The following is a 20,468-nucleotide window of genomic DNA, read 5'->3' as shown; positions in this document are numbered from 1 at the left end:
GTCCGTGAGCGAAGAAATCGAAGGTTATGAGAACAACCTGGAGCTGGAGCTTTTCAAGGAATACCGCGACGTCATTGGCTTGTTTAAGTTTGTCGTGGAGACTGAGAGGCGTTTCTACCTGTGCAATCACGTCGATGTCCAGGCGCGTCCCGTCGGCGGCGACGTGTTTTTTGAGCTGACGCTGACCGACGCGTGGGTCTGGGACATCTATCGATCATCGCGTTTCGTTCGATCAGTTCGCGTCATCACCTACAAGGACGTGAATGTCGAGGAGCTGTCGAAGCCAGAACTCGACATCCCGTAGCGTTCTCCATCCACAGGCCCCTCGCCGTGTCGCGGTGTATCCACAGGGCCTCGCGCGTGCCGCCTCCTATCCACAGGGGGCGGTTTTCACGTTGAAAGCGGCGTGTCCTGGGGAGCAGTGTGGTCGTGGAGGTGAGTCCGCATGGATTGCTCAACACGACCCGACCGGCGGGTCCTAGGTGTGGCGGGGGAATACACGGCGCGCCTGATCATCGAAGAGGCGGGCCTGCGTGTCCTGGAATGCAACTGGCGCGACGGCAGGCGCGGAGAGCTCGACATCATCGCTCGCGACGACACTGATCCGGAGAACCCGTGGACTGTCGTCATCGAGGTTCGCACTCGGGTGGGCAGACAACGGGGGAGCGCTCTCGCGTCGGTAGATGCTCGCAAAGTCGCTCGGCTGCGCGCGCTCACGGGCGCGTGGTGTCGACAACGAGGCCGACTGGGGTCTCGCGTCCGCATCGATGTTGTGGCATTGACCCTGGATGCGCAGGCTTTGCGTCACTGGCCGGTCGTGACGTGCACTGATGTGGATCTGCGCCCGCTTGGCGCGCAGGTGGTCTGGCTGCGAGGTGTGCAATGAGCGGGCCGGGTCTTGCGCGTACCTACTCGATGAGTGTTGTCGGCATTGAGGGGCACTTGGTCGATGTTGAGACTTACGCGGGGGCTGGCCTCGTGGCCTTCACGCTCGTCGGACTGCTGGACACATCGGTTCGCGAGGCGCGCGACCGTGTGCGCGCCGCCTTCGAGTCCTGCGGATTGGACGTGCTGGATCAGCGCATCACCGTCAATCTTTCCCCGGCGGGCATCCCAAAGTCGGGGTCCGTCTTTGACCTAGCCATCGCCTCGTCCATTGCGCTGGCGACCGGACTGGTGTTGCCCAGAGCCTTCGAGGACAGCGTCATCGTCGGAGAACTGGCCCTCGACGGGAGCATTCAACCCGTGCGAGGGGTACTGCCCGCCGTGCTGTCTGCTCGTTCGCTCGGGGTGCGCCGCGTCATCGTCCCCTTCGCCTGCGCGCGCGAGGCGCAGCTGGTCTCTGGGATCGAGGTCATTGCCTTCGAACACCTCGCGGATATGATCGCATGGGCTGGGGGAGAGGCAATCAAAGCGCCTTTTCAAGGGCACCTGGGCGTGCGCCGCCGGGATTGTTCCGCGGAGGATGTCTCGATCCTCGACATGGCGGATGTCCGCGGCCAGCCCGAGGCCGTTGCAGCCATGGAAGTCGCCGCTGCGGGAGGACACCACGTGTTTCTGCTGGGCGAGCCAGGCTCTGGCAAGACAATGCTCGCCTCGCGCCTTCCCACAATTTTGCCCGACCTGGACCCGGACACCGCCCTGGTCACCACGTCCCTGCACTCTGTCGCCGGCCTCGTCCCGACGGGCACGGCTCTCGTCACGCGTCCTCCGTTCCAGGCACCCCACCACTCGGTGACGATGGCTGCGCTCATCGGTGGCGGCTCTCGAACCCTCACGCCGGGCGCGGCATCGCTGGCCCACGGTGGGATTCTGTTCCTGGATGAGGCTGCCGAGTTTGCGCCCTCCGTTCTCGACTCCCTACGTGAACCCATGGAATCGGGTGCGGTCAACCTGCACCGCTCGGGTATTCACGCGCGCTACCCGGCCTCGTTTCAACTGGTCATGGCATCCAACCCGTGCCCGTGCGGAGGGCGGCGTGGTGGACGCCGCTGCACCTGCTCGTCCATCGCACGGCGTCGCTACATGGCTCGCCTGTCCGGACCGTTGCTGGACCGCATGGACATTCGCATCGACGTGCACACCCCGACCCGCGCGGACATGGCGATAGGGGACTCGCGTGACTCGGCGACCATCCGGGAGCGGGTGGTGGTCGCGCGTGAACGAGCACGACACCGACTGACTGACACGCCGTGGCACTGCAACGCGCAACTGCCCGGGGCATGGATCAGGCGGAACTCCGGCATCGACGCCGACCTGGTGGCTCAGCTCGACCGACTCGTCGACGCTGGGGCGTCGTCAATGCGAGGCATCGACCGAATGCTTCGGCTGGCATGGACGCTCGCTGATCTGGACGGTGTCCCTCACCCGACAATTGACCACATCGTTGCAGCGCAGCAGCTGCGGAACGGACACGATCATGACAACTGATGATGACATCTGGGAGGGTGCCTGGTGGTCTGCCATCTCCGAACCCGCCGACCCCGCAGCACGCGTCGTGCGATCAGTCCTCGGGGATCGAGCGGGGCGCGAATGGCTCCAAGGGTCCTGGGCGGGCGTGCCTTCACCGCTTGCCGCCCATGCGAGAACGGACTGGTTCACGCAATGGAATCGGTGGCAAGCGCGTGTGCACGAGGTTGACGTCGATCAGGATCTTGCCCGCATCGAGCGAGCTGGAGGGGGTTTTGTGACCCCGTCGGATCCTCGGTGGCCCTCGCAGCTCTCCTGCCTGGGTGACGATGAACCGCTCGGCCTGTGGTACCTCGGGACTCTGCCCAGTGATTCCAGCAGTGATGGGCACGTGTCGATCATCGGAGCTCGTGCATCGACCGGAGCTGGCGGCAGGTGTGCCCGAAACATGGCCTATCACCTAGCGCGCTCGGGGTATACCGTCGTGTCGGGCGGTGCCATCGGCATCGACATCGAAGCGCACAGAGGCGCGATGGCGGGTGGTGAGGCGACGGTTGCCATCCTGGCGGGTGGCGTTCTCAACCCCTACCCGGCGTGTCACATCCCTGACTTCCGTGCAATGACGGCTGGGGGCGGTGTTCTCATTTCAGAGGTGTCTCCCACCGCCCGGCCCGCGAAATGGCGTTTCCTCACCCGCAACCGGCTGATCGCCGCGTGGAGCGCCGCAACCATCGTCGTCGAGGCAGGGGCGCGCTCGGGAGCACTGGCGACGGCCCGGTGGGCGATGAGCTGCGGTCGGGAACTCGGTGCCGTGCCCGGCGCGGTCGATGCCCCCATGTCGGTGGGATGCCTCGAGTTGGCGCGCAACGGCGCGACAATCATTCGAGACGGGCGCGATGCTGCCGAGCTGGCCGGTCCCCTCGACGTCGATGCTGAGGCGACGCTGTTCGGAATGCCAGTTGAGGAAGACCGAGGCATCGATGCACTGCCGCCTATCGCCCGCCGCGTGTGGGAGGCTCTTCCACGCAGCGCTCCCGCTGGCGTACCCACGATCTGCGCATCCGCCGGACTTGGACGAGACGAAGTGAATCGTGCTCTCATGGACCTGACAGTCGCTGGCCTCGTCACCAGCTCGACGCGCGGGTGGTCCCGCAGGCGGGGGAGTGACACCGTAGGATGAACGCATGAGTGAGAGCGTGGGGGATCAGTGGGGTGAATACCTGCGTGTGGGCAGGCGGATGAGCGAGCACACCGTAGACGCCTACATGGGTGACCTGCGTGCTCTCCTGGACTACCTGGGAATCGGTTGGGATGCACCCGCCGGCGAGTTCGCGCATGCCCTCACGCAGCGCCGCATCCGTTCGTGGCTCGCCGACACGCTGGTGCGCGGGGGAGCGCGCTCGACGATCGCTCGTCATACGGCAGCCGTTCGTAACTTCACCGCATGGGCCGTGCGAGAAGAAATACTGCCGAGCGACCCGGCAGCCGCTCTTTCCAGCCCTCGTGCCGATCAACGTCTACCCACGCCCCTTGACGAGTCCGACGCGCGTACCCTCATTAACCTCGCCAAGTCTGAGGCGCTGACCGGCGGCCCCTCGCAGATGCGCGCATGGGCGATCCTCGAACTCACATACGCGTGTGGGCTGCGTGTCTCAGAGGTGTGCGCGCTCGACGTGTCCTCACTCAATCGAGAGGCACTGACCGTCCGCGTCCTTGGTAAAGGCAACAAGGAGCGCGTCGTTCCCTACGGCCCGCCTGCCGAGGACGCCCTCGATCACTGGCTCGTACGAGGCCGACCCCAGTTGGCTGGGGAGACCAGCGGCAGCGCGCTCTTCCTCGGAGACCGAGGCGGGCGCATTGATCCGCGCGTCGTTCGCTCCATGGTCCATCGAATGGCCGCGAAGGCCGGAGTGCATGACATTGCGCCCCACGGACTGCGCCACTCGACGGCCACCCATCTCCTCCAGGGCGGAGCCGACCTGCGCGCCGTCCAGGAAATGCTGGGCCACGCTTCCCTGGTGACGACTCAGCGCTACACCCACGTCGATACAGCCAGGCTCAGCGCTATCTACCAGCGCGCTCACCCCCGTGCCTGACACACGCACCCACGAGCCTGACGCTTCCAATCCCCGGGACGCAGTTCATGGGCGGCGCGGGGCCTGCCCGCCCGCTCACAGCCGCGCAGCGAGCGGTGCTTGGTGCGTCGTCAGATGCACGGCCAGGCCCTGCAAGCACCGCGCCGCCCCGCTCGAGTCACCGTCGCGCCCATGGGACGCGACGAGTTCTTGTCAGCTCCCATCCCAGGGCAGGAGCCGTGGCCTGTCAACCGTCAACCGGATCGGATCGACGTACGTTTTCGGTCCTGTCTTCGCTCCCCAGTGCAGGGTCTGCGATTCTTCCTCGACAGTGCCGATCTGCGCGCCCATCGTGACTGTCTCTCCGACGCTCACGCTCGGCGTCACCGGTAGATAGGTCGACCAGATGGTGTGCCCGCGCGTCTCGTGCTGGATCGAGACAACCCCGCGCCCGCCGACCTGGCCCGCGAACGTCACCGTTCCGGAGGCGCACGCGTATACGGGTGATCCGCCCGGATACGTCAGGGTGACACCGCGCCTTCCAGGCAGCCAATCGTGGACGGGCGGTGCGAACGAAGAGGCGACGGGAACGGGGGAAAGCGTCGGCCACTGCCAACGCTCACGATGCTGCGCAGACCCAGCGGGCGCGCACATGACAAGTACAAGACAGCACGACAGAGAGACGAGGAGAACGGCGCGCAGCAGACGGCGGCAACAACGTAACGAGTTCATCTCTCCACCCTGCGCTCACCGAACCGACAGAACCACTCAGACGAGCGAGCCTGTGGACAGGCCGCGACACGTTCGGACCCCTGTGGATAACGACTCGCACCCACCGCCGACTGCGCGCGACTGACCAAGCCGACCCAGGCCTCGTCTATCCGTATGAAAGTCAGCACACTCACACCCCTCCTGTCACAGGAGAGTGTGCGGCGGTGAGGTAAGATGACCGCGCACTTGTTTCGTGCAGGTGACTTCGCGTGCCATTTATCGCACGTCCACGGGCAACCAAAGGGCGGCGAGACGCGGTGGCTTCGGTCCCTACGGGGATGGTCGCCGATCATGGCACCAGGGTGCGCACTGCGCACAGCAAACCGATAACCCGGGGGAAACCCCACTGATCACTCGCGACTTGCGGGGAAAGGACGAACCATGGCAATCGTTACCATGCGTCAGCTCCTCGAGTCCGGTGTCCACTTCGGCCACCAGACTCGCCGTTGGAACCCGAAGATGAAGCGCTTCATCCTCACCGAGCGCAACGGCATCTACATCATCGACCTGCAGCAGACCATTGCTGACATTGACATCGCCTTCGACTTCGTGAAGCAGACCGTTGCCCACGGCGGCACCCTGCTCTTCGTCGGCACCAAGAAGCAGGCCCAGGAAGCCGTGGCCGAGCAGGCCCAGCGCGTCGGCATGCCCTACGTGAACCACCGCTGGCTCGGCGGCATGCTCACCAACTTCTCCACCGTTGCGACCCGTCTGCAGCGCCTGAAGGAACTCGAGCAGATCGACTTCGACGACGTGGCCTCCTCCGGTCACACCAAGAAGGAACTGCTCATGATGCGCCGCGAGAAGGACAAGCTCTCGCGCACCCTGGGCGGCATCCGCGACATGACCAAGGTTCCCTCGGCCGTGTGGATCGTCGACCCCAAGAAGGAGCACCTCGCGGTCTCCGAGGCTCGCAAGCTGCGCATCCCGATCGTCGCCATCCTGGACACCAACGCTGATCCGGACGAGGTCGACTACCGTATCCCCGGCAACGACGACGCTATCCGCGCCGTCGCGCTGCTCACCCGCGTGATCGCCGACGCCGTCGCCGAGGGCCTGATCGCCCGTTCCGACGTCCGCAAGGGCAAGGGCGAAGAGACCGCTGCTGAGCCGCTGGCTGAGTGGGAGCGCGAGCTCCTCGAGGGCGAGGTCAAGGCTGACGAAGCCGCCGCCGAGGTTGCCGAAGAGTCGGCCACCAAGCAGGACTGAACGTTTTAACTGAGAGGAATCATCCGATGGCGAATTTCACCGCTGCAGATGTGAAGGCGCTGCGTGAGCAGACCGGCGCCGGCATGATGGATGTCAAGAAGGCTCTGACCGAGGCCAACGGCGACGCCGAGAAGGCCCTCGAGATCATCCGACTGAAGGGCCTGAAGTCCCTGTCCAAGCGCGAGGGCCGCCAGGCCTCCGCCGGCCTGCTGGCCGCTCAGACCGACGGCACCGTCGGCGTGCTGGTCGAGGTCAACTCGGAGACCGACTTCGTCGCCAAGAACCAGAAGTTCATCGACTTCTCTAACGAGGTCCTGGCCGCCGCCGTCGCCTCCAAGGCTGCCGACCTGGACGCGCTGCTCGCCGCCCCCATGGGCGAGGGCACCGTCAAGGATCGCCTGGACGCCTTCGCTGCCATCATCGGCGAGAAGCTTCAGGTTGGCCGCATCGTGCGCGTTGAGGGCGAGAACGTTGACCTCTACCTGCACCAGACGAACCCCGACCTGCCCCCGCAGGTTGGCGTCTTCGTCGTCACCGATGCCGCTGGCAAGTCCGTTGCCCACGACATCGCGATGCACGTTGCCGCTTACATGCCCGCCTACCTTGATCGCGATTCGGTTCCCGCCGACGTGCTCGACAAGGAGCGCGCTACCCTCGAAAAGATCACGCTCGAGGAAGGTAAGCCCGCCAACATCGTTCCCAAGATTGTTGAGGGCCGCCTGAACGCCTTCTTCAAGGACAACTGCCTTGTTGACCAGGCCTTCGCCCGTGACCCCTCGAAGTCCGTCGGCCAGGTCCTCAAGGAGGCCGGTGCCACGGTCACCAACTTCGTGCGCGTGCACGTGGGTGCCTGATCTGGTGACGTCGTCAGCTTGCTGACAGTTGGAAGCGGCTCCGCCCACCGGCGGGGCCGCTTCACTTTTACCAGGTAGTATGGTTACTAACCGTTCCGCCCACCCAGGGCCGTTAAAAAGGAGAAGCGTCATGTCGACGAAGCGCCGCGTTTTGCTCAAGCTTTCCGGAGAGGCATTCGGAGGTGGATCGATCGGCTTGGATCCCAAGGTCGTTCGCAACATCGCTGAGCAGGTGGCCACGGCCGTACGTGAGGGCGTCCAGGTTGCAATCGTTGTCGGCGGCGGTAACTTCTTCCGCGGTGCTCAGCTTGCCCGCGAGGGTCTGGAGCGTTCGCGCGCGGACTACATGGGGATGCTCGGTACCGTCATGAACGCCCTCGCCCTGCAGGATTTCATCGACCAGACCGGCGTGCCCGCTCGCGTCCAGACGGCGATCACGATGGCCCAGGTTGCCGAACCCTACCTGCCGCTGCGCGCGATTCGTCACCTGGAGAAGGGGCGCGTCGTTGTCTTCGGCGCTGGTGCTGGTCTGCCGTACTTCTCGACTGATACTGTCTCTGCCCAGCGTGCCCTGGAGATTCACTGTGATGAGCTGCTCGTCGCTAAGAACGGCGTGGACGGCGTCTACGACGATGACCCGAATAAGAATCCCGATGCGCGCCGCTTTGACACGTTGACCTACTCGGAGGCCCTGCGCCGTGACCTGAAGGTGATCGATGGCTCGGCGCTGGCGCTGTGCCGCGAGAATGGTCTGACGACTCGTATTTTCGGCATGGGCGAAGACGGGGCTGTTACCCGCGCGCTGATGGGCGATGAAATCGGTACCCTAGTGACGGCGTGATATAACCTTCACAGACCACTGACGTTAAGGAGCACATAGTGATCGACGATATCCTCCTCGAAGCTGAGGAAAAGATGGACAAGGCCGTCGAGGCGGCCCGCCACGAGTTCACGAACATCCGCACGGGACGCGCGACGTCTTCGATGTTCGAGCAGCTGCTGGTGGACTACTACGGCGCACCCACGCCGATGCAGCAGCTTGCGAGCTTCCAGATTCCCGAGGCTCGCACGGTCCTCATCTCGCCCTTCGACCGTACGGCGACCCAGGAGATCATCCGCACGCTGCGCGAGTCCGACCTGGGTGTGAACCCGACCGACGACGGCAACGTTGTGCGCGTCGTTCTGCCCGCTCTGACCGAGGAGCGCCGTAAGGAGTACGTGAAGCAGGCTAAGAGCAAGGCCGAGGACGGCCGCGTGTCCGTGCGCGGTGTGCGTCGTAAGGCCAAGGATCAGCTTGATCGCCTCAAGAAGGACGGCGAGGCTTCCGAGGACGACGTCGAGCGCGCAGAGAAGCACCTTGACTCGACGACTAAGGCCCACACTGAGCAGATCGACAAGATGCTCGCGACGAAGGAAAGCGAACTGCTGACGATCTGATGGCGTCAACGGATCCTTCACTGCTGGCTCGTATCTTTTCCCCTGGTCCCACGCGCGATAATCATCCCGCGAGTGGGGCCACGGGGAAGGCGGGTCGTAATCTTGCGCAGGCAATCACGACGGCGGTCGTTCTGATCGCCGCTGTCGCGGTTCCCCTGTTTACGTCGCTGCCCGCATTCGTAGGTGTCATTGCGTTCGTGTGTCTGGTGGGCATTTGGGAGTTGGCTGGCGCGTTTGCGCGCATGGGCATCACCCTGGCTGTGACACCGCTGTACGTGGGTGCGATCGGCATGGTGACGTGCGCGTGGTGGCTCGGCAGCGAGGGAATGCTCTTCGCTCTCTACATCACGGTGTTCGTGTGCGCTGCGTGGCGTCTGCTGGATCGGCGTCAGGAATCGAGGATGAGTGATGTCGTCTCGACGACGTTCACGGCGGCGTATGTACCGTTCCTGGCCTCGTTCGTGGTGCTTATGCTCGCCGCGTGGCGTAACCCGTGGGTGTTCGTGGTTTTCGAGTTGATGGTGATCGCCAACGATACGGGGGGCTGGGCTGCCGGTGTTCTGTTCGGTAAGCACCCGATGGCACCTGCGCTTTCTCCGAAGAAGTCGTGGGAGGGTTTTGCCGGTTCGGCGCTGACTGCGGTCGGCGTGGGAGCGGTCGGCCTGTGGTGGCTGGGTGCCGCCTGGTGGTGGGGAATCATCGCCGGCATCTCGATTGCGTTTGTGGGCACGATGGGTGATCTCACTGAGTCGCTCATTAAGCGTGAGGCGGGCCTGAAAGACATGTCGAAGATTCTGCCTGGGCACGGTGGCGTTCTCGACCGAGTGGACGCGCTGCTCATGAGCGCGCCGGTCGCCTACTTCATTTTTGCGTGGGCGCTGCCGGGTATTTCTTGGGAGTCCAAGCATTGAGTCAATCGACGAAGGGTCGTTCCGGGTCCGATAGGCGTGAGAGGGACGAGGCCGTGGCTGCGTCCCCGATTCGCCGTAGTCCGCGGCGCGAGGTGCGTCCGACGGATCAACCTCCGGAGGGTGCGACGCATAAGGATGCGAAGCCTGTCTTGTCGTTTACTGCGAAGCGCAGGGGCAAGGCTCCGTCGCATCTGGCGGATCTCGACGCCGCAGGACGCAAGCAGGTCCTGAAGGATCTGGGCCTGCCCGCATTCCGTGCCGACCAGTTGTCGCGTCATTACTTCACGCACTTCGAGGCGGATCCGGAGCGCATGAGTGATATTCCGGCAGGTATGCGCGCGCAGGTGCGTGAGGCGCTTTTGCCGACTCTCGTGTCGAAGGTCGTCTCGTTGGAGGCGGATGGTGGTCGCACGATCAAGGATCTGTGGCGTCTCTATGACGGCGCGCAGGTCGAGTCGGTCCTTATGCGTTATCCGCAGCGTACGACTCTGTGCGTGTCGTCGCAGGCGGGGTGCGGTATGGCGTGCCCGTTCTGCGCGACAGGCCAGATGGGTCTGACCCGTAATCTGTCGACGGCCGAGATCGTCGATCAGGTTCGCTACGCGCAGGCCGCGTGCCGCGACGGCGCGCTGGCGGGTGGCCCGACGACTCTGTCGAACATCGTGTTCATGGGGATGGGGGAGCCGTTGGCCAACTACAAGACGGTCATCGGTGCGTTGCATCGCCTCATTGATCCGGCACCTGAGGGCTTTGGTATGAGCGCTCGCAACATCACTGTCTCTACGGTTGGCTTAGTTCCGGCGATCCGCAAGCTGGCGGGGGAGGGGATGCCGGTGACGCTGGCCGTGTCCCTGCATGCTCCCGATGATGACCTGCGCGATGAGCTGATTCCGATCAACTCGCGGTGGAAGGTGGGTGAACTCCTCGATGCGGCCCGCGCCTACTTCCTGGCGACCGGTCGCCGCGTCTCGATCGAGTACGCGCTCATTAAGGACATGAACGATCAGGAGTGGCGTGCGCAGCTCCTGGCCGATGAACTCAATAGACGAGGCCATGGCTGGGTTCACGTGAATCCGATTCCCTTGAACCCGACGCCCGGTTCGATTTGGACGGCATCGACGAGGCATGCCCAAGACGCTTTCGTGAGTCGGCTGCGTGACAATGGCATTGCCACATCGATCCGTGACACACGCGGCTCGGATATCGATGGAGCGTGCGGTCAGCTCGCGACCGCGGTCGCCGAAGGTAAGCGCGGGCCTGGGAAGGAGAACGCATGATTAGGAAAGACTTTTCGCGCAGCTTTTTGCGTATGGGATACGACGCGAGTGAAGTTCTGAGCTTCCTCGTTGATATCGAGCGCACCATCACGGGCGAGGAAACCGATCCTGAGAAGGTCATTACCGCTCAGAAGGCGGAGGACCAGGAGTTTTCCGTGAAGTGGCGTGGCTTCAATGATGAAGAGGTCGACATGGAGATTGATCGGCTGATTCAGGTGTTGCGAGGCCTTGATCGCCAGCGCGAGCAGGCGGCGCAGAACGCCGAGCAGACTGAGACGGCTGCTGTTCCGGCCCAGCCTGCCGCGGCCTCGGCGCCGGTGGCTGCACCTGCGCAGCCCGCGCCGATTCCCGCCGTTGCGCAGATGCCCCAGGTAGCCGCTGGTGGCGCAGGCGTTGCGGGTGCCGCGTTGCCAGAGGGGACCGCGACGGAAAGCTCAGCTGTGCCGCTCGCGCGCGTGTCCGCTACGCTGCCTACGACTGACGATTTCATCTCGGCACCGCCTGTGGCGATTCCTGATGCCGAGCCGATGGCTCTGCCCGCCGAGTATGCCGATTTCGGCACGCAGAAGGCCGTTGATGACATTCTTCGTTCCATGACTCAGAGTAAGGAGCAATGATGGCTGAGTTCCCGAGGGTCGGTTTCTTCTCGAAGGGATACGACTGCGGACAGGTGGATGCGTTCTTTGAGGATGCGCGACGCGCGTATGAGGGCGGTGTGCCTCCGGAGCAGTTTAGTGCGGAGCAGGTGCGCCTGGCGACGTTCGAGCTGAAGAATCGTGGCTACCAGATCGAGGCCGTGGACGGTGCGATGAACCGCCTCGAGGCGGCGTTTATCAACCGCGACCGCGCCGACTCCGTGGCGGCTGAGGGTGAGGCTGCGTGGTATAACCGCGTCGCTGATCGTGCGACCACCCTGTACCCGCGTCTGCAGCGCCCGCGCGGTGAGCGTTTCTCGAATCCGACGAGTGGACGCGGCTACAGCTGCGAGGAGGTCGACGATCTGCTTGATCGCATCGCCGCTTACTTCGACGAGGCCGAAGAGTTGACTGCGAACGAGATTCGCACGGCGACGTTCCGGCCTAAGCGCGGCAAGAAGGCGTACGCGGAGGGGCCGGTGGATGCCTACTTGGCTCGCGCGATCGAGATCCTGCTCGCGGTCGACTGATGGAGGCTCGCGAGACGACCCTGATGGGTCCTGCCCCCGTTGTTTTGTTGGGCTCGACCGGTTCGATTGGTACTCAGGCGCGAGAGGTCATTGAGGCGCACAGGGGTCGTTTCGATGTGCTGGGTCTGAGTGCGGGCGGCTCGTCGATCACCGAGTTGGCTGCGCAGATCGTAGCCCTGACACCCGCGTACGTGGGTGTGGCGCGGGACGTGCGCGAGGAGTTGGCGGCTGCTGTCGAGTCGATGGGCGGCACGTGCCCCGAGGTGTTTGTGGGTGAGAATGCCTCCGTTGAGGTCGTGTGTGCCTCGGTCGAATTGGCGGCGCAGCTGTATCCTTGCGAGACGCCGGTGGTCCTCAATGGCATTACGGGTGGCGTCGGTTTGTCCTCGACGCTCGCGGCCCTCAACTGCGGGGCACGCCTGGCGCTGGCGAATAAGGAATCCCTGGTCGTGGGCGGCGCGTTGGTCAAGAACGCGATGCGTTTCCCGGGCCAGATCGTGCCGGTCGATTCGGAGCACTCGGCGATTGCCCAGGCGTTGGCCTCGGGCGTGCATGAGCGTGGTCTGACCTCGCCGGTCGTTTCTGGCCGTTCGGAGGTGGCCGATCTGGTGCTGACAGCCTCAGGCGGTCCTTTCCGCGGGCGTACTCGCGATCAACTGCGTGGGGTGCGTGCGGCGCAGGCGCTCGCACACCCGACCTGGAATATGGGTCCGGTCGTGACGATTAACTCCTCGACGCTGATTAACAAGGGCCTGGAACTCATCGAGGCACACCTGCTGTTTGATGTGGAGCCGGAGCATATTGTGGCGACGGTTCATCCTCAGTCGATCGTCCATTCGATGGTGACGTGGCGCGACGGGGCGACGACGCTGCAGGCGTCGCCTCCGGACATGCGGCTGCCGATTGCGTTGGGTCTGACGTGGCCTGAGCGCTTGGATGACGTGGAGGCACCTCTCACGTGGGGCAGTCCGTCGCAGTGGACTTTTGAGCCGGTCGATAACGAGACGTTCCCGGCGATTAACTTGGCCCGTTTTGCTGTGGGTGCGTCGGCCACTCACCCCGCGGTGCTCAACGCCGCGAACGAGGTCATGGTGGATGCCTTTATCGACGGTGTTGTGCCGTGGCTGGCGATTGTCGACACGGTGTCGGCTGTCGTTCATGAGCATGAGGGCGTCGCCGATCCGACGCTGGAGGATATTCTGGCCGCGCAGAGTTGGGCCGATCAGCGCGCACGCGAATATATCGGTGCCGGCCAGTGGAAGGATCAGTGAGCGTGGGTTCGATTACGGGTATCGTCGTCATCATCATCGGTATTTTGGCGTCGGTGGCTCTCCATGAGGTGGGGCATATGCTGCCCGCGAAGAAGTTCGGCGTCTTGGTGCCGGATTACGCGGTGGGCTTCGGCCCTGCCCTGTGGAAGAAGAAGATCGGCGATACCACGTACGCTTTGCGCGCGATCCTGCTTGGCGGCTACGTCAAGATCGTCGGTATGTATGCTCCGGCTCGCCCGGGCACGCGCCTCGTGGGGCGGCGCGGAAAGGTGACGCTCGCGCAGGAAGCCAGGGAGGCCTCGACCGAGGAGATCCCGCAGGGCCAGGAGCATCGCGCGTTTTACCTGCTGAGCGCACCGAAGAAGATCACGGTTATGCTCTGCGGTCCGCTCATGAACCTGCTGATCTGCTTTGTACTCAGCGCTGTGACCATGGTGGGCATTGGCGCGCCCGCTGCGTCTCGCACGATTGCTTCGGTGTCCGCAACGATCCAGACATCGGAGGGGGAGATCGCCTCTCCGGCGTACGAGGCCGGGGTTCGTCCCGGGGACACGGTCCTTGCGTGGAACGGAACGCCGATCGAGACCTTCGCACAGTTCCAGCGGGCGGTGGGTGCTACCCCGGAGGGTGAGTCTGCTGTGCTCACGGTCGGACGTGACGGGACGACCGTGGATCTGACGGTGACCCCGGTGACGGGCGCGCGGGGTGCCCGGTATGTGGGCGTGACGGCCGGGTACGAGTATGTGTCCGCGTCGCTGACGGATGTGCTGCAGGCCGACTGGCAGATGTTTACGGGAACTGCATCTGTCATCGTGCGCCTGCCCCAAGCCGTGTGGCAGGTCGGACGCTCCGTCGTGACCGACGAGCAGCGCGATGCGACCGGCGTCGTCTCGGTTGTGGGCGTGGGCCGCATGGCGGGTGAAGTGACGGGAGATTCGGCGGCGTTGGGCCTGCGTGACACTCGTCAGGTGGTGGGCGCGCTGCTCAGTCTGCTGGCCTCATTGAACATGGCGCTCTTTGTCTTCAACCTGATCCCGCTGCCGCCTCTGGATGGCGGACACATCCTGGGCGCGGTGTATGAGGGCGTGCGTCGTCAGGTTGCGAGCCTGCGCGGCAAGGAGGATCCCGGTCCGGCCGACACTGCGCGTCTGGTTCCTCTTACCTGGGCGGTTGGAGGGGTTCTCATCGTGATGAGTTTCATTCTTATCGTCGCCGACATCGTCAAGCCCATTTCGCTTAGCTGATCCCGGTGTGCCCAGCTCCTCGACAAAGAATGCGTGGAGGCGAGGAAAGCGAGCCTGACCACGTGGGCGGTGCCCGCGTGGGAAGGATGCGCCCGGGTAAGCGATAATGGGCGGGTGAGTGAAATCAATCTTGGTATGCCTTCAGTTGCCACGTCGCCGTTCCCGCGCAAGCCGACGCATCAGCTGATGGTCGGAAACGTTCCCGTGGGCGGCGGGGCACCGGTGTCCGTCCAGTCTATGACGACGACGAAGACGCACGACATCGGCGCGACGCTGCAGCAGATCGCCGAGCTGACGGCCGCAGGCTGCGACATCGTTCGAGTCGCCTGCCCGACGGATAAGGACGCGGAGGCGCTGCCGATCATCGCCCAGCAGTCGCGTATCCCTGTTATCGCCGACATCCACTTCAAGCCGAAGTACGTCTTCCAGGCGATTGAGGCCGGTTGCGGTGCTGTGCGCGTGAACCCGGGCAACATCCGCAAGTTCGACGACCAGGTCAAGGACATCTGCAAGGCCGCCTCCGATCACGGTGTGTCCCTGCGTATCGGCGTCAACGCCGGTTCGCTGGACCCGCGCCTGCTCAAAAAGTACGGTCGTGCCACGCCCGAGGCGCTGGTTGAATCCGCGATCTGGGAGGCCTCGCTCTTCGAGGAGAACGACTTCCACGACTTTAAGATCTCGGTCAAGCACCACGACGTGCTCACCATGGTCCAGGCGTATCGCATGCTCTCCGAGGCGGGCGACTGGCCGTTGCACCTGGGCGTGACCGAGGCCGGCCCTGCTTTCCAGGGCACCATCAAGTCCGTCTCTGCCTTCTCTATCCTGCTGGCCGAAGGCATCGGCGACACGATCCGTGTTTCTCTGTCGGCTCCTCCCGTCGAGGAAGTCAAGGTCGGCACGAAGATGCTGGAGTTCCTGGGCCTGCGTGAACGCACGCTCGAGATCGTGTCCTGCCCGTCGTGCGGTCGCGCCCAGGTGGACGTGTGGACACTGGCAGAGAACGTCACCGAAGGCCTCAAGGAACTGACCGTTCCGCTGCGCGTGGCCGTCATGGGCTGCGTCGTCAATGGCCCCGGTGAAGCCCGTGAGGCAGACCTGGGTGTCGCGTCGGGCAACGGCAAGGGCCAGATTTTCATCCGCGGCAAGGTCGTCGAGACCGTCCCCGAGGACCAGATCGTCGAAACCCTCATCCGCCGTGCGAACGCGCTGGCCGAGGAGATGGGCCTGGAGCCTGGTTCCGGTACCGTCGAGGTGAATCCGATTACCGCCCCGGAAGGCAAGCTTCCGGGCAGTGGATGTTGAGAGATAAAGAGGAACCCCATGCGTCTTCGTACCCTTGTCTGCCTGTCCCTCGTGGGCGGCGCGTGCGTCCTGGCCGCGACCGGCTTTCCGCGCCGCATTGGTCTAACCGCTTCCCAGGCGGATGTGTCCCTTCCCGGCGACCTGCTGCTGCCCGGCGCAAACGTAGTCGTGGACCGCGGTATCGCCATTGACGCCCCGGCTTCGGTCGTCTGGGACGTCCTGGGTCACGTGTTCGAACCCGCCGATGAGTCGACGATCATCGAGATCGCTGATGAGGACCACGTCCTGATGCACGTGGCCGCGCCTGCTGCGCCCGGGGATGCCCCGGCCTCGGGAACCTGCGTGATCGCCCTGCTTCCCCTGTCGCCGTCGCGCACCCTGCTGCACATCCGTGAACGTCATGAGGCGCACGGACGCGAACGCGCGCTCGTCTGGGCGGGCGTGGCAGCCGAGTCCCTGTCCTCCCTGTCGATGCTGCGTGACCTGCGTGATGCGTGTCTGGCACACGCCGTCGACGCCTGAGTCACACGGATCCGCCCCTGTTTCGGGTGGCGCACTCATCCCCGCGGTGTTGTAGTATCGAGCTACACGCAACGCCGACGGGGATGTTGCGCTTTCTGAAGGGTGACCAATGCTCCTCAACGCCACCGCACTGCTTGCAGTCATCGGCCTGCTCATCGCACTTCTCTGGGCGTGGGTGTGGTCTGGCGTGTTCGCGAGTTCCCGACGCGTTGCGATGCGCATGGACATGCGCGGTGGCTCGGCCAGTGCGGAGCTGAACCGTGTTGTGTGGCCGCTGATGCCTCTGCTCTCCCTCGTCTGGTTTGTGACTGCCGACCTCGTGGGTCGCGAGGCAGTCGGCGCAGACACCATGGGGTCGTGCGCGCTGCTCCTGGGCCTTTTCGGCGTTATGGTCGCCGTCGCGATTCAGTCCCTGTACCTGGGGGGACTGCCCGAGTGGGCATACCCGGGGTGGATGGCACGTCGCTACTACGTGGCAAATCCGGGTGCTCGCGAGCCTGAGCTGGGCGCGGGCGCGGTGATCTAACGGGCTTCATGCCCTGATGAGGGGTCACACGGCTGTGCCGGTGGCCTTCAAACCAGTGCGTGCCGTACTCTTGGAGCATGCTTCGAAATCTCTCGACTTTCTTCCTGCGAACTCTGCGTGAGGACCCGGCTGACGCCGAGGTCAATTCCCACAAGCTGCTGGTTCGCGCCGGTTACATTCGCCGCTGTGCCCCCGGCATTTACACGTGGCTGCCCCTCGGCCTGCGTACGCTGCGCAAGATTGAGGACATCGTCCGCGAGGAAATGGACGCGATGGGTGCACAGGAGGTGCACTTCCCGGGCCTGATCCCCGCCGACCCCTACAAGGCGACGAACCGCTGGGAAGAGTACGGCCCGACGCTGTTCAAGCTCAACGACCGTAAGGGCGGCGACTACCTGCTGGCCCCCACGCACGAGGAGATGTTCACGCTCCTCGTCAAGGACATGTACTCCTCGTACAAGGACCTGCCCGCCACCCTCTACCAGATTCAGACGAAGTATCGCGACGAGGCCCGCCCGCGCGCCGGCCTGATCCGCGGGCGTGAGTTCGTCATGAAGGACGCCTACTCCTTCGACATCGATGACGAGGGACTGGACGCCTCCTACCAGGCTGAGCGCGACACCTATGAGCGCATCTTCCAGCGTCTGGGCCTGCGCTACGTCATCGTGTCCGCGATGAGCGGCGCGATGGGCGGCTCGCGCTCCGAGGAGTTCCTGCACCCCTCGCCGATCGGTGAGGACACCTTCGTGGCGTCCCCGGGTGGCTACGCCGCCAACGCCGAGGCTGTGACCACCCCCGTCCCCGAGGCCGTCGACGCGTCGGGTGTTCCCGCGCCCGTCGAGGTTCCCACGCCCGACGCTCCGACGATTGAGGCGCTCGTGGATCTGCTCAACGAGCGCTACCCGCGTGAGGACCGCCCCTGGACCGCCGCCGACACGCTGAAGAATGTTGTCGTGACGCTCACCCACCCGGACGGTGAGCGCGAGCTGCTCGTCGTGGGTATCCCCGGCGACCGCGACGTCGACATGAAGCGCCTCGAGGCCGCCGTGGCTCCCGCCGAGGTCGACATGGCGTCGGATTCGGACTTCGAGCCGCACCCCGAACTGGTGCGCGGATACATCGGCCCCACGGTGCTGGGACCCAACTCGCCGCGGCGCGTCGTTGATGAGGAAGGCAACGCCTCCGGTTCTGTGCGCTACCTGGTGGATCCGCGCGTCGTCGAGGGCACCGCATGGGTCACGGGTGCGAACGCTGAGCAGCGCCACGTTCTGAACCTCGTCATGGGCCGCGACTTCACGGCCGATGGCACCATCGAGGCCGCCGAGGTGCGCGAGGGCGACCTGGCCCCCGACGGATCGGGTCCCCTCCACCTGGAGCGCGGCATCGAGATCGGCCACATCTTCCAGCTGGGCCGCAAGTACGCCAAGGCCTTGGGCCTGACCGTCCTCGATGAGAATGGCAAGACCCAGGTCGTGACCATGGGCTCCTACGGCATCGGCGTCACCCGCGTCATGGCTGCCCTGGCTGAGGCGAACTGCGACGACAAGGGCCTGAGCTGGCCCGCGCAGATTGCCCCCTTCGACGTGCACGTCCTGGCCACCGGCAAGGGCGACGAGGTCTTCGAGACCGCTCAATCGCTGGGCGAGCAGCTTGATGCGGCCGGCCTTGACGTCCTCGTCGACGACCGCCGTAAGGTCAGCGCCGGCGTGAAGTTCAAGGACTACGAGCTGGTCGGCGTGCCCTTCGGCCTCGTTGTGGGCCGTTCGCTGGCTGATGGCCAGGTCGAGATCCGCGTGCGTGCCACAGGCGAGACCATCGTCGTGCCCGTCGAGGAAGCCGTCGCGCGTCTGCGCGAGCTGCATGCCGCAGCCCTGAAGGGGGAGTGACATGGCGATCCGTCCCATCCGCATCATCGGTGACCCCGTGCTGCGCACGGTGTGCGACCCGATCACGGAGATCACCCCGAATGTGAAGGCTCTCGTCGAGGACCTCCTCGAGGGCGTCGATATGGAGGGCCGCGCCGGCCTGGCCGCTAATCAGATCGGCGTCAGCCTGCGTGCCTTCTCCTGGAACATCGACGGGGAGATCGGCTACGTGCTCAACCCCCGCATTGTCGCCCTGAGCGAAGACGAGTATCAGGACGGCGACGAAGGCTGCCTGTCGGTTCCGGACCTGTGGTATCCGACCGAGCGCGCCTGGTATGCCCGCTGCGAGGGTACCGACCTGGACGGCAAGAAGGTCGTTGTCGAAGGTGAGGAACTCATGGCTCGTTGCATCCAGCACGAGTGCGATCACCTCGACGGACACATCTACATCGACCGCCTGGATCGACCGACCCGCAAGAAGGCGCTGCGCGACATTCGTAAGGCTGGATTCTGACCTGCCGGAAGTTGATCAAAGTGCGAAACGCGCCGGGAAATGCCCTGCATTTCCCGGCGCGCTCCTCTATCCTGTCAGTACATCGTGTGTGCTCGTTTCAGCGCATTTCGTTGCGACTCCCAGGTAATTAGGACGTAGGGGAAGACGATCCTGACAAAGCCTACAAGGAGGAACAATGAGAGGGTCATACACCCGCGGTGTATTTTTCGTGCACTCAACACCGCCCGCTCTGTGTCCGCACATCGAGTGGGCGTTGGGTACCGCGCTCGGCCAGGAGGTTCGCCTCCAGTGGACCGATCAAGATGCGGCGCCGGGCATGGTCCGCTGCGAGTTTTCGTGGGTTGGGCCGGTTGGCTCGGGTGCCCGTTTGGCGTCCGCTCTGCGCGGTTGGGAACACCTGCGCTACGAGGTCACCGAAGAGGCGACCGCCTCGAACGATGGTGGGCGCTGGTGTCACACCCCGTCGCTGGGCATCTTCCACTCACAGATGGACTCCGTCGGTAATGTTGTCGTCCCCGAGGACCGCATTCGCGCCGCCATGGAGAACGCGTCCTCCTACGAAGAGCTGGTCGAGGGCCTGGAACTGGCGCTCGGTCAGGCGTGGGACGATGAACTTGAGTCCTTCCGTCACGCGGGCGCGGGTGCGCCCGTGCGCTGGCTGAACAACCGGGTGGGCTGATGGGTTCCATCGCTGATCTGCTGGGAGACCAGCTGCGTGCCGGGTTAGCGCAGCTGGTCGATCCCGCTACCGAGGACGATGCGCCTGAGGGTACCCAGGCCTCGTCCATCGACGCGGGCGAGTCCGTAAGTACCCAGGACCGTGCGCGCGAGGCAGCGATGGAAGCCGTCCTCGACGAGGCCGACCTTGCCCCTGGCGATGCGCGCGCCGAGCTGACCCTGCGCGGGGATCTGGACATGGACGATGTGTCCCTGTATGCCGTCGTTGCGCGCGTCGAACGTGAGGCGAAAGTGGCGCTCACCGACGCGCAGATCGAGGAGTGGGAAACACTCGGGGACCTGCTCGACGCCGTTGCGCAGGCCGCTTGTCATGACTGACGAAAGGCCGAGTTAGGGGAGCGTCAACGACCTTTCCGAGAATCGTAAAGTTCCTGACAA

Annotated in this window: 23 protein-coding genes; 22 read left to right on the top strand and 1 reads right to left on the bottom strand. The window is 64.5% G+C overall.

Annotated elements, in window-relative coordinates:
* The first annotated feature begins 4 nt into the window (after nt 1-4).
* From O3932_RS04225 to O3932_RS04205, 5 genes are all read left to right on the top strand, one after another.
* Complete coding sequence (locus O3932_RS04225; protein WP_021611788.1) at nt 5-304, top strand: DUF2469 domain-containing protein; 300 nt, start codon at nt 5-7, stop codon at nt 302-304.
* A gap of 141 nt (nt 305-445) precedes the next feature.
* Nucleotides 446-886 (top strand): YraN family protein, encoded by a 441-nt coding sequence (locus tag O3932_RS04220; RefSeq protein ID WP_371536451.1) that lies wholly within the window; start codon nt 446-448, stop codon nt 884-886.
* Nucleotides 883-2,430 (top strand): YifB family Mg chelatase-like AAA ATPase, encoded by a 1,548-nt coding sequence (locus tag O3932_RS04215; RefSeq protein ID WP_371536448.1) that lies wholly within the window; start codon nt 883-885, stop codon nt 2,428-2,430. Before O3932_RS04220 ends, O3932_RS04215 begins: the two co-directional genes overlap by 4 nt.
* Nucleotides 2,420-3,589, top strand: a complete 1,170-nt coding sequence (gene dprA / locus O3932_RS04210; RefSeq protein WP_371536446.1) for a DNA-processing protein DprA — start codon at nt 2,420-2,422, stop codon at nt 3,587-3,589. Before O3932_RS04215 ends, dprA begins: the two co-directional genes overlap by 11 nt.
* Nucleotides 3,590-3,593: 4 nt before the next feature.
* Nucleotides 3,594-4,505 carry a tyrosine recombinase XerC gene (locus tag O3932_RS04205; protein ID WP_371536444.1) on the top strand — a complete coding sequence of 304 codons (912 nt, stop codon included), beginning with the start codon at nt 3,594-3,596 and terminating at the stop codon, nt 4,503-4,505.
* 192 nt (nt 4,506-4,697) lie between these two features.
* On the opposite strand, the gene O3932_RS04200 is transcribed toward O3932_RS04205, so the two are convergent.
* Nucleotides 4,698-5,216, bottom strand: coding sequence for a M23 family metallopeptidase (locus tag O3932_RS04200; RefSeq protein ID WP_371536442.1), 519 nt, complete (start codon nt 5,214-5,216; stop codon nt 4,698-4,700).
* Between the two features lie 420 nt (nt 5,217-5,636).
* Here O3932_RS04200 and rpsB point away from each other — a divergent pair, with 420 nt between their 5' ends.
* From rpsB to O3932_RS04115, 17 genes are all read left to right on the top strand, one after another.
* Complete coding sequence (gene rpsB / locus O3932_RS04195) at nt 5,637-6,464, top strand: 30S ribosomal protein S2 (protein WP_291452378.1); 828 nt, start codon at nt 5,637-5,639, stop codon at nt 6,462-6,464.
* A gap of 26 nt (nt 6,465-6,490) precedes the next feature.
* Nucleotides 6,491-7,318 carry a translation elongation factor Ts gene (tsf, locus tag O3932_RS04190; protein WP_009648644.1) on the top strand — a complete coding sequence of 276 codons (828 nt, stop codon included), beginning with the start codon at nt 6,491-6,493 and terminating at the stop codon, nt 7,316-7,318.
* Between the two features lie 130 nt (nt 7,319-7,448).
* A complete protein-coding gene (pyrH, locus tag O3932_RS04185; protein ID WP_009648591.1) occupies nt 7,449-8,159 on the top strand; it encodes a UMP kinase in 711 nt (236 codons plus the stop codon).
* A gap of 38 nt (nt 8,160-8,197) precedes the next feature.
* A complete protein-coding gene (frr, locus tag O3932_RS04180; protein WP_009648630.1) occupies nt 8,198-8,755 on the top strand; it encodes a ribosome recycling factor in 558 nt (185 codons plus the stop codon).
* The gene (locus O3932_RS04175) at nt 8,755-9,666 is read left to right on the top strand and encodes a phosphatidate cytidylyltransferase (RefSeq protein WP_299240972.1); all 912 of its coding nucleotides are present in this window, start codon (nt 8,755-8,757) and stop codon (nt 9,664-9,666) included. Before frr ends, O3932_RS04175 begins: the two co-directional genes overlap by 1 nt.
* A gap of 53 nt (nt 9,667-9,719) precedes the next feature.
* Complete coding sequence (gene rlmN, locus O3932_RS04170) at nt 9,720-10,943, top strand: 23S rRNA (adenine(2503)-C(2))-methyltransferase RlmN (RefSeq protein WP_009648579.1); 1,224 nt, start codon at nt 9,720-9,722, stop codon at nt 10,941-10,943.
* Nucleotides 10,940-11,560 (top strand): cell division protein DivIVA, encoded by a 621-nt coding sequence (locus tag O3932_RS04165; RefSeq protein WP_314568050.1) that lies wholly within the window; start codon nt 10,940-10,942, stop codon nt 11,558-11,560. The genes rlmN and O3932_RS04165 overlap by 4 nt, the downstream gene beginning before the upstream one ends.
* Nucleotides 11,560-12,108: a DivIVA domain-containing protein gene (locus O3932_RS04160; RefSeq protein WP_009648589.1), complete on the top strand. Its 549-nt coding sequence runs from the start codon at nt 11,560-11,562 to the stop codon at nt 12,106-12,108. Before O3932_RS04165 ends, O3932_RS04160 begins: the two co-directional genes overlap by 1 nt.
* Nucleotides 12,108-13,379, top strand: coding sequence for a 1-deoxy-D-xylulose-5-phosphate reductoisomerase (gene dxr / locus O3932_RS04155; RefSeq protein ID WP_009648640.1), 1,272 nt, complete (start codon nt 12,108-12,110; stop codon nt 13,377-13,379). The genes O3932_RS04160 and dxr overlap by 1 nt, the downstream gene beginning before the upstream one ends.
* 2 nt (nt 13,380-13,381) lie before the next feature.
* Nucleotides 13,382-14,623, top strand: coding sequence for an RIP metalloprotease (locus tag O3932_RS04150; protein ID WP_371536436.1), 1,242 nt, complete (start codon nt 13,382-13,384; stop codon nt 14,621-14,623).
* Between the two features lie 135 nt (nt 14,624-14,758).
* Nucleotides 14,759-15,925 (top strand): flavodoxin-dependent (E)-4-hydroxy-3-methylbut-2-enyl-diphosphate synthase, encoded by a 1,167-nt coding sequence (gene ispG / locus O3932_RS04145; protein WP_051023533.1) that lies wholly within the window; start codon nt 14,759-14,761, stop codon nt 15,923-15,925.
* 18 nt (nt 15,926-15,943) lie between these two features.
* Nucleotides 15,944-16,447: a hypothetical protein gene (locus tag O3932_RS04140; protein WP_009648641.1), complete on the top strand. Its 504-nt coding sequence runs from the start codon at nt 15,944-15,946 to the stop codon at nt 16,445-16,447.
* A gap of 109 nt (nt 16,448-16,556) precedes the next feature.
* Entirely contained in the window at nt 16,557-16,973 is a 417-nt protein-coding gene (locus O3932_RS04135) for a hypothetical protein (RefSeq protein ID WP_371536433.1), read from the top strand.
* A gap of 77 nt (nt 16,974-17,050) precedes the next feature.
* Complete coding sequence (locus O3932_RS04130; RefSeq protein WP_371536430.1) at nt 17,051-18,859, top strand: proline--tRNA ligase; 1,809 nt, start codon at nt 17,051-17,053, stop codon at nt 18,857-18,859.
* Between the two features lies 1 nt (nt 18,860).
* Entirely contained in the window at nt 18,861-19,352 is a 492-nt protein-coding gene (gene def / locus O3932_RS04125; RefSeq protein WP_009648613.1) for a peptide deformylase, read from the top strand.
* Between the two features lie 175 nt (nt 19,353-19,527).
* On the top strand, nt 19,528-20,031 hold the full coding sequence (locus O3932_RS04120) for a DUF3145 domain-containing protein (protein ID WP_034504225.1): 504 nt from the start codon (nt 19,528-19,530) through the stop codon (nt 20,029-20,031).
* Complete coding sequence (locus O3932_RS04115; protein ID WP_009647345.1) at nt 20,031-20,408, top strand: phosphopantetheine-binding protein; 378 nt, start codon at nt 20,031-20,033, stop codon at nt 20,406-20,408. Before O3932_RS04120 ends, O3932_RS04115 begins: the two co-directional genes overlap by 1 nt.
* The last annotated feature ends 60 nt before the right edge of the window (nt 20,409-20,468 follow it).

The sequence above is a fragment of the Pauljensenia sp. 20925_1_25 genome (genome assembly GCF_041433955.1).
In the GTDB taxonomy this organism is placed as follows: Bacteria; Actinomycetota; Actinomycetes; order Actinomycetales; family Actinomycetaceae; genus Pauljensenia.
The sequence above is the reverse complement of the archived record's forward strand: the minus strand, read 5'-3'. Positions and strand labels throughout refer to the sequence as shown.

What these genes read in the sequence shown, in the direction of transcription:
- O3932_RS04220 (WP_371536451.1), top strand. Translation starts at nt 446, where the DNA reads ATGGATTGCTCAACACGACCCGACCGGCGGGTCCTAGGTGTGGCGGGG.
- O3932_RS04215 (WP_371536448.1), top strand. Translation starts at nt 883, where the DNA reads ATGAGCGGGCCGGGTCTTGCGCGTACCTACTCGATGAGTGTTGTCGGC.
- dprA (WP_371536446.1), top strand. Translation starts at nt 2,420, where the DNA reads ATGACAACTGATGATGACATCTGGGAGGGTGCCTGGTGGTCTGCCATC.
- O3932_RS04205 (WP_371536444.1), top strand. Translation starts at nt 3,594, where the DNA reads ATGAGTGAGAGCGTGGGGGATCAGTGGGGTGAATACCTGCGTGTGGGC.
- O3932_RS04200 (WP_371536442.1), bottom strand. Translation starts at nt 5,216, where the DNA reads ATGAACTCGTTACGTTGTTGCCGCCGTCTGCTGCGCGCCGTTCTCCTC.
- rpsB (WP_291452378.1), top strand. Translation starts at nt 5,637, where the DNA reads ATGGCAATCGTTACCATGCGTCAGCTCCTCGAGTCCGGTGTCCACTTC.
- tsf (WP_009648644.1), top strand. Translation starts at nt 6,491, where the DNA reads ATGGCGAATTTCACCGCTGCAGATGTGAAGGCGCTGCGTGAGCAGACC.
- pyrH (WP_009648591.1), top strand. Translation starts at nt 7,449, where the DNA reads ATGTCGACGAAGCGCCGCGTTTTGCTCAAGCTTTCCGGAGAGGCATTC.
- O3932_RS04175 (WP_299240972.1), top strand. Translation starts at nt 8,755, where the DNA reads ATGGCGTCAACGGATCCTTCACTGCTGGCTCGTATCTTTTCCCCTGGT.
- O3932_RS04165 (WP_314568050.1), top strand. Translation starts at nt 10,940, where the DNA reads ATGATTAGGAAAGACTTTTCGCGCAGCTTTTTGCGTATGGGATACGAC.
- O3932_RS04160 (WP_009648589.1), top strand. Translation starts at nt 11,560, where the DNA reads ATGGCTGAGTTCCCGAGGGTCGGTTTCTTCTCGAAGGGATACGACTGC.
- dxr (WP_009648640.1), top strand. Translation starts at nt 12,108, where the DNA reads ATGGAGGCTCGCGAGACGACCCTGATGGGTCCTGCCCCCGTTGTTTTG.
- ispG (WP_051023533.1), top strand. Translation starts at nt 14,759, where the DNA reads ATGCCTTCAGTTGCCACGTCGCCGTTCCCGCGCAAGCCGACGCATCAG.
- O3932_RS04140 (WP_009648641.1), top strand. Translation starts at nt 15,944, where the DNA reads ATGCGTCTTCGTACCCTTGTCTGCCTGTCCCTCGTGGGCGGCGCGTGC.
- O3932_RS04135 (WP_371536433.1), top strand. Translation starts at nt 16,557, where the DNA reads ATGCTCCTCAACGCCACCGCACTGCTTGCAGTCATCGGCCTGCTCATC.
- O3932_RS04130 (WP_371536430.1), top strand. Translation starts at nt 17,051, where the DNA reads ATGCTTCGAAATCTCTCGACTTTCTTCCTGCGAACTCTGCGTGAGGAC.
- def (WP_009648613.1), top strand. Translation starts at nt 18,861, where the DNA reads ATGGCGATCCGTCCCATCCGCATCATCGGTGACCCCGTGCTGCGCACG.
- O3932_RS04120 (WP_034504225.1), top strand. Translation starts at nt 19,528, where the DNA reads ATGAGAGGGTCATACACCCGCGGTGTATTTTTCGTGCACTCAACACCG.
- O3932_RS04115 (WP_009647345.1), top strand. Translation starts at nt 20,031, where the DNA reads ATGGGTTCCATCGCTGATCTGCTGGGAGACCAGCTGCGTGCCGGGTTA.